At 61.9% G+C, this 12,761-nt stretch carries 14 protein-coding genes; 1 reads left to right on the top strand and 13 read right to left on the bottom strand.

Features of this window, described 5'->3' with window-relative positions; genetic code table 11:
• Entirely contained in the window at window positions 1-1,272 is a 1,272-nt protein-coding gene (locus NHF53_RS09070; protein ID WP_252833906.1) for a glycosyl hydrolase family 8, read from the top strand.
• Window positions 1,273-1,528: 256 nt separating this feature from the next.
• Here the strand turns inward: NHF53_RS09070 and NHF53_RS09065 are convergent, their stop codons facing one another.
• The 13 genes from NHF53_RS09065 to eno all read right to left on the bottom strand — a co-directional run bounded on the left by NHF53_RS09065 (window position 1,529) and on the right by eno (window position 12,618).
• Window positions 1,529-1,978, bottom strand: coding sequence for a type II toxin-antitoxin system RatA family toxin (locus tag NHF53_RS09065; protein ID WP_252833905.1), 450 nt, complete (start codon window positions 1,976-1,978; stop codon window positions 1,529-1,531).
• Window positions 1,979-2,107: 129 nt separating this feature from the next.
• The gene (lipA, locus tag NHF53_RS09060) at window positions 2,108-3,073 is read right to left on the bottom strand and encodes a lipoyl synthase (RefSeq protein ID WP_252833904.1); all 966 of its coding nucleotides are present in this window, start codon (window positions 3,071-3,073) and stop codon (window positions 2,108-2,110) included.
• 91 nt (window positions 3,074-3,164) lie between these two features.
• Window positions 3,165-3,413: a GlsB/YeaQ/YmgE family stress response membrane protein gene (locus NHF53_RS09055; protein WP_114363203.1), complete on the bottom strand. Its 249-nt coding sequence runs from the start codon at window positions 3,411-3,413 to the stop codon at window positions 3,165-3,167.
• Window positions 3,414-3,479: 66 nt separating this feature from the next.
• A complete protein-coding gene (gene lpdA / locus NHF53_RS09050; protein ID WP_252833903.1) occupies window positions 3,480-4,925 on the bottom strand; it encodes a dihydrolipoyl dehydrogenase in 1,446 nt (481 codons plus the stop codon).
• A gap of 77 nt (window positions 4,926-5,002) precedes the next feature.
• Window positions 5,003-5,242, bottom strand: coding sequence for a YdcH family protein (locus NHF53_RS09045; protein WP_252833902.1), 240 nt, complete (start codon window positions 5,240-5,242; stop codon window positions 5,003-5,005).
• Window positions 5,243-5,333: 91 nt separating this feature from the next.
• Window positions 5,334-5,972, bottom strand: coding sequence for an SGNH/GDSL hydrolase family protein (locus tag NHF53_RS09040; RefSeq protein ID WP_252833901.1), 639 nt, complete (start codon window positions 5,970-5,972; stop codon window positions 5,334-5,336).
• Window positions 5,969-6,622: a pYEATS domain-containing protein gene (locus NHF53_RS09035; protein ID WP_252833900.1), complete on the bottom strand. Its 654-nt coding sequence runs from the start codon at window positions 6,620-6,622 to the stop codon at window positions 5,969-5,971. The genes NHF53_RS09040 and NHF53_RS09035 overlap by 4 nt, the downstream gene beginning before the upstream one ends.
• 19 nt (window positions 6,623-6,641) lie before the next feature.
• Window positions 6,642-7,970, bottom strand: coding sequence for a pyruvate dehydrogenase complex dihydrolipoamide acetyltransferase (locus tag NHF53_RS09030; RefSeq protein ID WP_252833899.1), 1,329 nt, complete (start codon window positions 7,968-7,970; stop codon window positions 6,642-6,644).
• Window positions 7,971-7,979: 9 nt separating this feature from the next.
• Entirely contained in the window at window positions 7,980-8,267 is a 288-nt protein-coding gene (locus tag NHF53_RS09025; protein ID WP_252833898.1) for a hypothetical protein, read from the bottom strand.
• 15 nt (window positions 8,268-8,282) lie between these two features.
• Window positions 8,283-9,665 carry a pyruvate dehydrogenase complex E1 component subunit beta gene (locus NHF53_RS09020; protein ID WP_252833897.1) on the bottom strand — a complete coding sequence of 461 codons (1,383 nt, stop codon included), beginning with the start codon at window positions 9,663-9,665 and terminating at the stop codon, window positions 8,283-8,285.
• A 17-nt stretch (window positions 9,666-9,682) separates the two neighbouring features.
• Window positions 9,683-10,732: a pyruvate dehydrogenase (acetyl-transferring) E1 component subunit alpha gene (pdhA, locus tag NHF53_RS09015; protein ID WP_252833896.1), complete on the bottom strand. Its 1,050-nt coding sequence runs from the start codon at window positions 10,730-10,732 to the stop codon at window positions 9,683-9,685.
• A gap of 144 nt (window positions 10,733-10,876) precedes the next feature.
• Complete coding sequence (locus tag NHF53_RS09010) at window positions 10,877-11,197, bottom strand: septum formation initiator family protein (RefSeq protein ID WP_252833895.1); 321 nt, start codon at window positions 11,195-11,197, stop codon at window positions 10,877-10,879.
• 146 nt (window positions 11,198-11,343) lie between these two features.
• On the bottom strand, window positions 11,344-12,618 hold the full coding sequence (gene eno, locus NHF53_RS09005) for a phosphopyruvate hydratase (RefSeq protein ID WP_114363195.1): 1,275 nt from the start codon (window positions 12,616-12,618) through the stop codon (window positions 11,344-11,346).
• Window positions 12,619-12,761: the final 143 nt, after the last annotated feature.

Below are 12,761 nucleotides of genomic sequence, written 5' to 3'. Positions count from 1 at the left end.
ATGTTCTGGACACGCTTGATCGGGGAAATCGCCGGCACCGTGCCACAGGCAGCCCTGGCGCTCTGCCTGACGGCGTCGACCGTGCCGGCCGCATCCTCACCCTATGCGCCGGGATCCATTGCGCCGAGACCCGACCAAGCGACACTCGATCGGGCACTCACAAAATTCTACGGACAGTGGAAGTCGGTCTATCTTCGCGAAGGCTGCGGCGAAGGTCGCGTCCTGGTGCGTACCGATGGCGACGGCAAGCCCACCTATGGCGGCTCGGCCGAGACGACGATCACGGTTTCCGAGGCCCATGGCTACGGCATGCTCGCGACCGTCATGATGGCGGATTTCGATGACGACGCCCATCGCCTGTTCGACGGTATGGTCCGCTTCTTCCACGACCATCCGGCCCGTTCAGATCCGGGCCTGATGGCCTGGAATCAGGTGGCGGATTGCACGGACGCCGGCGAGGACGTCCGGGGCACCAGCAGCGCGACCGACGGCGATCTCGACATCGCCTATGCCATGCTGCTCGCCGAACGCCGCTGGGGCAATGACGGTACGTTCCATTATGGCGCCGAGGCGCGGCACATGCTCGCCGCCATTCTGGCCCATGAAGTCGGCCAGCCCGGCAATATTCTGCTGATCGGCGATTGGGCCAAGACGGGAGACGGCGCGACCTACGCCGCGACGACGCGTTCGTCGGACTTCATGCAGTCCCATTTCGCCGCCTTCGCCGAACGAACGGGTGATAGGCGCTGGCTTGACCTGCGCGACGCGATCTATGGCGTCATGGCCACCGTCGGCGAGAAATACTCCCCCCGCACCGGCCTCATGCCCGACTTCCTCATTGGCCTTCCGGACCAGCCGAAACCCGCGCCGAGCGGCTTTCTCGAAGGCGACTACGATGGCGCCTATTCGTGGAATGCCGCCCGTTATCCGTGGCGGGTCGGTCTGGATTTCCTGCTCACCGGCGACGAGCGGGCACACAAGGCTCTGCGCCCACTGAATGCCTGGGCAAGACAGACGACCGAGGGCCGGCCGGAGCGCTTCGCCGACACCTACCGACTGAACGGAAAGCCCGCGCCGGACGCTGGCCACGACCAAATGGCCTTCATCTCTATGCTGACCGTTTCGGCCATGATCGATTCCGAAAATCAGGACTGGCTCGATGCCCTGTGGGCCGCAATGGAGAGCAGGCCCATCGCCGAGGAAGACTACTTCGGCAATACGCTGAAACTGATGGCGATGATCGCCGTCACCGGCCACTGGGCCAGGCCCTGAGCGCACGAGAGCATTTCCGGCTAATTCGGAGTCGTCCTGACAGAGCGAATTTGCGGCAAGATCAGGCAGAGACACGAAGCGCATATCCATAGATACGGCAGAGGGGCTCTGCGCCAGTATTGCCGCAAAGGCGCCCGTCCCTTCGGGTTTCCGATTGACAGGCGCCCGATGGCGCGCATCGCGCTGCGACCGGCTCACCACCGGATCGCGCGCGCCAATCGAGAAACGGAACCGGCCCCGAATTGACCGGAAATGCCTAGGCGGCGTAGATCTCGTCCGCCCGTTTCTCGAACGCTTCGGAGAACATCCGGAAGGCGCGGTCGAACATCGAGCCCATGACTGCGCCGAGGATGCGGCTCTTGAACTCGTAATCGATGAAGAAATGCACCGAGCAACCGCCCTCGCCCGCCGGCTCGAAACGCCAGCGGTTGTCAAGATATCTGAACGGACCCTCGATATACTTGACGTCGATCACGTGCTCAGCCGGCACGAGAAGCACCTGGGTCGTAAACGTTTCGCGGATCGCCTTGTAGCCGACGGTCATGTCGGCGACGAGCAGCGTCTTGTCGTCCCGCTCCCGCCGCGTGCGGATCGTGAGCGCTTCGCATAGCGGCAGAAATTCCGGATAGCGCTCGACATCGGCGACGAGCGCATACATCTGGCCGGGCGAGTGCTTGACGATACGGCGGGTTTCGAACTGGGGCATGACCGAGAGCTAATCAGCTTTATCCGGATTGGCAAGAAGCCACTCTCCGGAGAACGCTGGTTTCAAAAAGCAAGACCGTATCCTCGACACCGGTCGCCGATCCCGCAACCGAACCTACGGAAGGGAACCTCAGCGCGCGGCCTGAAGCTTCTCCCGCGCCGCCCGAAGCCGTGCGAAATCGTCGCCGGCGTGATGGGATGAGCGCGTGAGCGGGCTTGCCGACACCATCAGGAAACCCTTCGAATAGGCGACCGTCTCGTAGGACTTGAATTCGTCGGGGGTGACGAAGCGCTCGACCTTGTGATGCTTGCGGGTCGGCTGCAGGTATTGGCCGATCGTCAGGAAGTCGACGTCAGCGGTCCTGAGATCGTCCATGAGCTGGAGCACTTCGTTGCGCTCCTCGCCGAGACCGACCATGATGCCGGACTTGGTGAACATGGTCGGGTCGAGTTCCTTCACCCGCTGCAACAGCCGGATCGAGTGGAAATAACGCGCGCCGGGGCGGACCGTCAGGTAGTTGCCGGCAACGGTTTCCAGATTGTGGTTGAAGACGTCCGGCTTGGCGGCGACGACACGCTCCAGCGCGCCCGGCTTCTTCAGGAAGTCCGGCGTCAGGATCTCGATCGTCGTTTCCGGGGAAGCGGCGCGGATCGCCCAGATCACCTTCTCGAAATGCTCGGCGCCACCGTCTTCCAGATCGTCGCGGTCGACGGAGGTGATGACGACGTGGCTGAGCCCCATCTGCTTCACCGCCTTGGCGACGTTCTCGGGCTCGTCCGGATCGAGCGCGTTCGGCTTGCCGGTCGCGACGTTGCAGAAGGCACAGGCGCGGGTGCAGATCTCGCCCATGATCATGAAGGTGGCGTGCTTCTTGTCCCAGCATTCGCCGATGTTCGGGCAGCCGGCTTCCTCACAGACCGTCACCAGCTTGTGCGAGCGCACGAGATCGCGCGTCTCCGCATAGCCTTTCGAGGTCGGTGCCTTGACGCGGATCCATTCGGGTTTGCGCAGCACTTCCGTGTCCGGCCTGTGGGCCTTCTCCGGATGCCGGACGCGCTTTTCCTCAGGGGTCATCCGGTCGAGGATCGTAACCATGTCTACCTGCCTTTTGCCGCTTCAGGCGGCTCCGAAACCCGTGTTGCGACCCGGCATGCCACCCGAGGACGGCTATGCCGGCGTCACCGTGTCAGCGCCTGACGAGCTTGACGACGAACAAGAGGAGACTTGCGCCGAGGAAGCCGGTGATGAGATAGCCGAGCGCACCGCCCGCCACCGAGATGTGGAACTGCGCAAGAACGGCATTGGCGACCACCGAGCCGACAATGCCGAGTACGATGTTCATCAGGATGCCGAAGCGTGCGTCCATCAGCTTGCCCGCGAGCCAGCCGGCGAGGCCGCCGATCACAATCGTCAAAATCCAACCCAAACCCTGCATTGCCCCAATCCCTTTGTCGGTCAATATCGACTTTCATATACGATGCCGTTGCCGGCATCACAACACTCAGGCGTTCAACGCCCGGCCATAGGCATCGAGCACGCTTTCCTTCAGCGTTTCCGAAATGGTCGGATGCGGGAAGATCGTGTGCATCAGCTCTTCCTCGGTCGTCTCGAGGTTCATCGCCACGACGAAGCCCTGGATCAGTTCGGTCACTTCGGCACCGACCAGATGGGCCCCCAGGAGCTCGCCGGTCTTCTTGTCGAAGATCGTCTTGACGAGACCCTGGTCCTCGCCGAGCGCGATCGCCTTGCCGTTGGCGACGAAGGGGAAACGGCCGACGCGGATGTCGCGGCCCTGTTCCTTGGCCTTGGCTTCCGTCAGGCCGACCGAGGCGACCTGCGGATGGCAATAGGTGCAGCCGGGGATCTTGCCCTTGTCCATCGGATGGACGTTCGGCAGTCCGACGATCTTCTCGACGCAGATCACGGCCTCGTGCTCGGCCTTGTGGGCCAGCATCGGCGGGCCGGCAACGTCGCCGATCGCGTAGATTCCGGGAACGTTGGTGCGGCCGTAGCCATCGATCTGAATGAATCCGCGGTCGGTCTTCACGCCGAGCGCCTCGAGGCCGATGTTCTCGACATTGGCCTGCACGCCGACGGCGGAGATCATCCGGTCGGCGGTGATCTTCTCGATCGAGCCGTCCTTCTTCTCGACATGGGCGGTGATGGAGTTTGCCCCCTTCTCGACCTTGGCGACCTTGGCTTCCAGCAGGATCTTCATGCCCTGCTTCTCGAACTGCTTCTTGGCGAGCGCGGAAATTTCCGCGTCCTCGACCGGCATGACCTGGCTCATCACCTCGACGACGGTGACGTCCACGCCGAGCGTGCGGTAGAAGGAGGCGAATTCGATGCCGATCGCGCCTGAGCCCATGACGAGCAGCGACTTCGGCATTTCTTCCGGCTTCATCGCCTCGAAATAGGTCCAGATCAGTTTGCCGTCCGGCTCGATGCCGGGCAGCGCGCGCGGGCGGGCGCCGGTCGCAACGATGATGTGCTTCGCCGTATAGGTGCCCTCGCCGAGTGTGTTCTTCGGCAGCGGCGCCTGCGGCTGCTGGATCGCCTTTGTCGTCTTGGAGACGACGATCTCGCCGGGTTTGGAAAGCTTCGCCTCGCCCCAGATCACGTCGACCTTGTTCTTCTTCATCAGGAAGCCGACGCCGCCGTTCATGCGGGCGGCAATGCCGCGCGAGCGGGCGACGATCGCCTTCAGGTCGGGCGTGACGGTGCCTTCGATCTTCACGCCGTAGTCGCCGGGGTGCTTGGCATAGTGGTAGATCTCGGCGGAGCGCAGCAGCGCCTTGGTCGGGATGCAGCCCCAGTTGGAGCAGATGCCGGCGAGGTGCTCGCGTTCGACGATGGCCGTCTTCAGCCCGAGCTGAGCCGCGCGGATCGCCGCAATGTAGCCGCCGGGGCCGGAACCGATAATGATGACGTCATAAGCGTTGGACACGGGCCTTCATCTCCTCTTTGTCGGGAACGGGCTCCCCGGTCGCGGGAAGCCCTTCCTAGGGACGAAGCCTCCGGCGATCACGCCTTCGTCAGCATCCCGTAAATCTCGTCCTTCAGAACCATCCGCTCTTTGCGCATCGTTTCCATCTGCGCATCACCGACAGGTTCCACTTCCGTCTCTGCCCGGTGGATGGCGCGATTGATCTCGCGATAGTCCTCGAGCAGTTGGGCAAAATGCTCGTCGCTCACCTTGAGCTCGTGCATCTTCCCGACAAGTTCCGGAAACTCGTCCTGGATTTCGTGCGGCGTATTCGACATAACTTCTTCTCCTCGTGAAGGTTTACGAAGTGAGCCATATACGCTCGTCAGACGCTCTCCTTGATCTTGGTCAAATTTCTCCGAAAGCCGTTCACAGTCCGAGCATCATTCGCACGACCGGTTCGATCGCGCGCCCAACCGAGCGGGTGTTCTCCGCGTCGAGATGGATGCCGTCGAGCGGCGTCGTCTTCGCCGCCGAGCCGGCATCGAAGAAACCGCAACCGAGATCATCCGCCATGTCGCGGTAGAGACTGGCGAGCATCGCCGATTCCTCGATCGCACCCTTGAACATTGCGGCAAACGGCGCGTTCGCCGTCTCGCAGATCGGCGGCGGCGAAACGACCAGGATCTCCGGGGCCTCGAAATCGAAGCCCCAGTCGTGGAGACGGATGAGCTTGACCAGCCGCTCCATGCCCTTGACCGCCGCGATCGCCGTGCCCGCCACGCCCGGCTTCATGTCGTTGGTGCCGAGCATGACGATGACGAGATCGAGCGGCTTGTGGCTCTCCAGCACGCTCGGCAGCAGCTTCACGCCGTTGCGCTCGGCATCCGCCAGATGGTCGTCATAGGCGGTGGTGCGCCCGTTCAGGCCTTCGGCGATGACCCTGACGCCGTGCCCGAGCGCCTTCTGCAAAACGCTCGTCCAGCGATCCTCATGGGCATGACGACCGAGCGCGACGGGATCGTAGCCCCAGGTCAGACTGTCACCGTAGGCGAGAACGGATTTCATCTATTTGCACCATCTGCCTTGCTGACCATTTCAGCGTCATACTTGTAGCCAGTACCCTCAAAATCTACGTAGCGGCTGAGCAGAGCCTCACTGCCATCGTGATACTGAACGCGCGCCTCGCAAAGAGTGGGCCCGTAAGCAGTTGTTCTCACCGCGAAACCATTCCGGGAATTTCTCACGACATACTTGGAACCGAACTGGTGATTGCCGTCCTCACGGAAGTATTCTCCGAAATAATATTCGACAGATTTAACCTCATTGAGGGCACCGTAATGCTTATGGCCTACGAGATAGACGGAAACATCATAGATTGGCAGACTGACCGACCCATGCACCTCGCCTGTCAGTTTAACGCGATGCACTAAGAATATGTTCTTTGAAGAAGAATAGTTTTCATGTCTCTTTTTGAAAATTTCCTCATCAGCAGCGGAAACAGTATAAAAAGAAGAGTCAGCTAGTGGAAAATCGGAAATAGAAACCCCATTAAGCTCCACTTCTCCATACTTAACAGTGGCTCCTCGTATAATTTGCTGCCTAAGAGCCTCCAAAATCTGCTTTACGGGTTGATAGAAGCGCCATACGAAAACGACAAAAGCGAGTGGCCACGCTAGTTCCGCCATTACCTTTGCGAGTTCAACTAGAGTAGCCATTGGCTTCGCCTTCCCGGACTTATACCAGCATGCCCATCGGGTTCTCGATATAGCGCTTGAAGGCGCCGAGAAGCTCGGCCCCGAGTGCGCCGTCGACGCAGCGATGGTCGGTGGAAAGCGTCACTGTCATGACATTGGCGATCTTCATCTCGCCGTTCTTGACGACCACCCGCTCCTCGCCCGCGCCGACCGCAAGGATGGTCGCATGCGGCGGGTTGACGACGGCTGCGAAATGCTTGACGCCCATCATGCCCATGTTGGAGACCGCGGTGGTGCCGCCCTGGTACTCCTCGGGCTTCAGCTTGCGTTCCTTGGCGCGCTTTCCGAGGTCCTTCATCTCGTTGGAGATGGCCGACAGCGACTTCAGCTCGGCATTGCGGATGATCGGGGTGATCAGGCCGCCCGGGATCGCGACAGCCACGCCGACATCGGCATGCTTGTGCTTGACCATGTTGCTTTCCGTCCACGAGACGTTGGCGTCCGGAACATCCCGCAGCGAGAGCGCCAGGGCCTTGATGATCATGTCGTTGACCGACAGCTTGTAGGCCGGAGCGCCATCCTTGCGCGGCGCCGCGTCGTTGAGCTGGGCACGCAGGGCAAGCAGCGCGTCGAGTTCGCAGTCGACCGTCACGTAGAAATGCGGGATCGTCTGCTTGGATTCGACGAGCCGCTTGGCGATCGTCTTGCGCATGCCGTCATGCGGCACCAGATCGTAGGAACCCGGCTCGAAGAACTTGAGCACGGCATCGTCCGACGGTGCCTTGGCAAGCGCCGGAGCCGGTGCGGCCTGCGCGGCAGCAGCAGGCGCCGCCTTGGCGACGCCGCCGGCAACCGCCTTCTCGATGTCGCTCTTCACCACACGGCCGTGCGGGCCGCTGCCGGTAACAGCGGAAAGATCAATGCCCGCTTCCTTGGCGAGACGACGAGCGAGCGGCGAGGAAAAGACGCGTTCGCCGCTTGCCGCGACGGGTGCCGGTGCCGAGGGCGCCGGCGCCTTGTCGGCAGCGGGTGCTGCAACCGGAGCCGGCGTCGCCGCGGGAGCGGCTTCCGTCTTCGGCGCAGGTGCCGCGGCACCGCCGCCGGCGGCCGCCGCGCTCACGTCCTCGCCTTCGCCGGCGAGGATGGCGATCAGCGCATTGACCTTGACGCCCTCGGTGCCGGCCGGCACGACGATCTTCGCCAGCGTGCCTTCATCGACGGCTTCGACTTCCATCGTCGCCTTGTCGGTCTCGATCTCGGCGATCACGTCACCGGGGCTGACCTTGTCGCCTTCCTTGACCAGCCATTTGGAAAGATTGCCCTCTTCCATCGTCGGGGAGAGGGCCGGCATTGTAATTTTGATAGGCATCTCTATACCTCACCCAGCCTTAGCGGCTCGAAATAAACGAAGAATGCCCCGCATGGTGGTCACAACAGCTGGCACAACAGCTGAAATCGCGAGACCGTATTTGAGATTCACAGTGGCACCATCAGAAGCCCTCAAAGCAAGCTGCCACGCCAAATCTAAACCGAAATATGCGAGCAACAGTGACGAAACTCCGGCAGCAGTCATGAGAACATCGTCCCAGGCGGGAACGAAGTACCAAACAGCTAGAGAAAGAATCACGGCGCCTGCGGTTGGGAGTAAAACAAATTCTAGTGGCATCTCTCGCCCCTCCCGTTACTTGTAGCAGACGGTCTTGACCGCCTGGACGACCTCGCCGACGTTTGGAAGCGCGAGCTTCTCGAGGTTGGCGGCATAAGGCATCGGCACGTCCTTGCCGGCGATCGTCAGGATCGGCGCGTCGAGATAGTCGAAGGCCTGCTGCATGACGCGGGTCGCGATCTCGGTACCGACGGAGGACTGCGGATAGCCTTCCTCGACGGTGACCAGACGGCCGGTCTTCTTGACCGACTCGATGACGGTCGGAATGTCCATCGGGCGGATGGTGCGCAGGTCTAAGACCTCGACGTCGATGCCTTCCTTCGCCAGTTCTTCCGCCGCCTTGACCGCATAGGTCATGCCGATGCCGAAGGAGACGACGGTCGCATCCTTGCCGGTCTTGTGGATGCGCGCCTTGCCGATCGGCAGGACGAAGTCATCGAGCTTCGGCACCTCGAACGAGTGGCCGTAGAGGATCTCGTTTTCGAGGAAGATCACCGGGTTCGGATCGCGGATCGCGGCCTTCAGCAGCCCCTTCGCGTCGGCAGCCGTATACGGCATGACGACCTTGAGGCCCGGGATCTGGCTGTACCAGGCGGCATAATCCTGGCTGTGCTGGGCACCGACGCGGGCAGCAGCCCCGTTCGGGCCGCGGAAGACGATCGGTGCACCCATCTGGCCGCCCGACATGTAGAGCGTCTTGGCCGCCGAGTTGATGATCTGGTCGATCGCCTGCATGGCGAAGTTGAACGTCATGAATTCGACGATCGGGCGAAGGCCTGCCATGGCAGCACCGACGCCGACGCCGGCGAAGCCGTGCTCTGTGATCGGCGTGTCGACGACGCGCTTCGGCCCGAATTCCTGCAGCAGGCCTTGAGTGATCTTGTAGGCACCCTGGTACTCCGCGACCTCTTCGCCCATGACGAAAACGTCCGGGTTCAGGCGCATTTCCTCGGCCATCGCCTCGCGCAGCGCCTCACGCACCGTCATCGTGACCATTTCGGTGCCGGCCGGAAGGTCCGGGTCGGCGGCGGCAACCGGCTGCGCCGGAACGGGTGCTGCGGCAGAGCCGGTTTGAGCCGGCTGCTCGACCTGCGGCGCAACTGCCTGAGGAGCGGCCTCGGCCTTCGACGCGGCCGCGAGGTCGGCAGCGCTCTCGCCTTCCTGCAGCAGGATGGCGATCGGCGTATTGACCTTGACGTTTTCGGTGCCGGCGTCGACGAGGATCTTGCCGATCACGCCTTCGTCGACCGCTTCCACTTCCATCGTCGCCTTGTCGGTTTCGATTTCGGCGATCACGTCACCGGAGGTGACCTTGTCGCCTTCCTTCTTGAGCCATTTGGAAAGCGTGCCCTCTTCCATCGTCGGAGACAGGGCGGGCATGAGGATATTGACTGACATGGGCTAACCCTCCCCACTCACAACAGGATATCGGTGTAGAGCTCGGATACGTCCGGCTCCGGATCGGACTGGGCGAAATCGGCGCTGTCTGCGACGATGTCGCGGACGTCCTTGTCGATCGCCTTCAGTTCGTCCTCGCTCGCCCAACCCTTTTCCATGAGCCGGTTCTTCACCTGCTCGATCGGGTCGTGTTCGGAACGCATCTTCTGCACCTCGTCCTTCGAGCGGTATTTCGCCGGGTCGGACATCGAGTGGCCGCGGTAGCGGTAGGTCAGCATTTCGAGGATGACCGGCCCCTTGCCGGAGCGGACATAGGCCGCAGCCTGCTCGGCCGCAGCCTTGACCGCGCGCACATCCATGCCGTCGACCTGGATGCCGGGAATGCCGAAGGAGACGCCACGCTGCGAGAAATCGGTCTGTGCCGAGGCGCGCGAGACCGCGGTGCCCATGGCATAGCGGTTGTTCTCGATCACGTAGATCACCGGCAGCTTCCAGAGCTGCGCCATGTTGAAGCTTTCGTAGACCTGGCCCTGGTTGGCGGCGCCGTCGCCGAAATAGGCGACCGAGATATTGCCGTTCTCGCGGTACTTGTTGGCGAAGGCGAGACCGGTGCCGAGCGACACCTGCGCTCCGACGATGCCGTGACCGCCGTAGAAGTTCTTCTCCTTGGAGAACATGTGCATCGAGCCGCCCTTACCCTTGGACAGCCCGCCGCGACGGCCGGTGAGTTCGGCCATGACGCCGCGTGCGCTCATGCCGCAGGCCAGCATGTGGCCGTGGTCGCGATAGCCGGTGATGACCTGGTCGCCTTCCTTCAGCGCCATCTGGACGCCGACGACGACGGCCTCCTGGCCGATATAGAGGTGACAGAAGCCGCCGATGAAGCCCATGCCGTAGAGCTGGCCGGCCTTTTCCTCGAAGCGGCGGATGAGGAGCATTTCGCGATAGGCGTCAAGCTCACTCTGGCGGTCGAATTCCGCAACCAGCCCTTCGGTCAATTCTTTCTTTGCGGCAGACTTGGTCGTCGGCTTACGACCGCTCGCGGTCGCAGGTTTTCGCGGCGCCATTCGTCCCTCCCTAGGTGTTGTCGAATTTACGTCGGCGCGAAGGATAGGCAAGAAAGCGCGCGGCCGCAATGCCAGAAATGCATGGCTCGCATTCACGACATCATATTGAATTATAATTGAAAACAGTAATTAACTGGATTTCGGTTAATTTATCTGATCGTTGAAAATCACGATCTCGTCAGGGCGCGATACGTTGAGCTGGTAGCGCGCCTTCTCATCGATCATGTCGCGTTCGAGCGAACCGTCGCTCAGCAATTCGACCTGCCGCTCGAGCGACTTGCGACGCGATACGAGTTCAGCCAACTCGGCATCGCGCTTGAACCGCAGCTTCTCGAACTCCTCCGCTGCGATCAGCCCGCGATCGCCATGGATCGAATGATAACCGAAATAGGAGAGGAATGCGACGGTCACGAGCGGAAGGACGAAGCGTCCGAGTTTCCGGTTCTTGTGCTGCCTGGTCCACATCGAGCGAGCCCTGATACGCAAAACGATTTTCGATCAAACTAGCGGCGATTGCTTAATCGATCGTTGACCATAACGGGTACGCGGAAAAAAGTTGGCCCGCACCCCTTTGCGGGACACGGGCCAATCAGCGTCTAGAAGCTCGAACGTCAGCCGCGCAGGATCGACGAGCCGGCGTAACGGGCCTGCGGACCGAGCATTTCTTCGATGCGGATCAGCTGGTTGTACTTGGCGAGCCGGTCGGAGCGGGCGAGCGAGCCAGTCTTGATCTGTCCGCAATTGGTGGCAACCGCGAGGTCGGCGATCGTCGAATCCTCGGTTTCACCCGAACGGTGCGACATGACCGCCGTGTAGCGGGCCTTGTGCGCGGTTTCGACAGCGTCGAGCGTCTCGGTCAGGGAACCGATCTGGTTCACCTTCACGAGGATCGAGTTCGCGACGCCCATGCGGATGCCATCGCGCAGACGCGAGGAATTGGTGACGAAAAGGTCGTCGCCGACGAGCTGGCACTTGGAACCGATCTTGTCGGTCAGGACCTTCCAGCCATCCCAGTCGTCTTCGGCCATGCCGTCCTCGATCGAGATGATCGGATACTTGGCGGCGAGTTCGGCGAGGTATTCCGCCATGGCTTCCGGCTCGAGCGTGCGGCCCTCGCCTTCGAGCACGTACTTGCCGTCCTTGAAGAACTCGGTCGAGGCGCAGTCGAGCGCAAGATACATGTCCTCGCCCGGACGATAGCCTGCCTTCTCGATCGACTTCACGATGAAGTCGAGGGCGGCCGGCGCGCTTTCGAGGCCCGGCGCGAAACCGCCTTCGTCGCCGACATTGGTGTTGTGCCCCTGGGCGGCCAGTTCCTTCTTCAGCGTATGGAAGACTTCCGAGCCCATGCGGACGGCATCGCGCATCGTTTCGGCGCCGACCGGCATGATCATGAATTCCTGGAAGTCGATCGGGTTGTCGGCATGGGCGCCGCCGTTGATGATGTTCATCATCGGGACCGGCAGCACATGGGCGTTCGGACCGCCGACATAGCGATAGAGCGGCAGGCCGGAAGCTTCCGCGGCGGCCTTGGCGACGGCGAGCGAAACGCCGAGGATGGCGTTGGCGCCGAGGCGCGACTTGTTCGGCGTACCGTCGAGCTCGATCATCACCTTGTCGATCTGGATCTGGTTTTCCGCATCCAGCCCGCCGACCGCGTCGAAGATCTCGGTGTTGACGGCCTCGACGGCGCGCTCGACGCCCTTGCCGAGATAGCGGCTGCCGCCGTCACGCAGTTCGACCGCCTCATGCGCGCCGGTCGAGGCGCCCGACGGAACGGCTGCACGGCCCATGCTGCCGTCTTCCAGATAGACGTCGACCTCGACGGTCGGATTGCCGCGGCTGTCCAAAATTTCGCGGCCGATGATGTCGGTGATTGCAGTCATGAGCGCCTCCCTGGTGCTGGGTGGGATTGAGGATGGCGCCTGTCTTAATCGAAGACGGGAAAAATACAATGCACGCAGTGTGACATCGCCGGCCCGGCGGCCGGAAAGAGGAGGCGGCAACAAAAAGCGCCGGCTCCACCGGG

Origin of the sequence: Ciceribacter sp. RN22 (genome assembly GCF_024054295.1) — a bacterium.
GTDB lineage: Bacteria > Pseudomonadota > Alphaproteobacteria > Rhizobiales > Rhizobiaceae > Allorhizobium > Allorhizobium lividum.
This window is presented reverse-complemented; position numbering and strand designations above follow the sequence as displayed.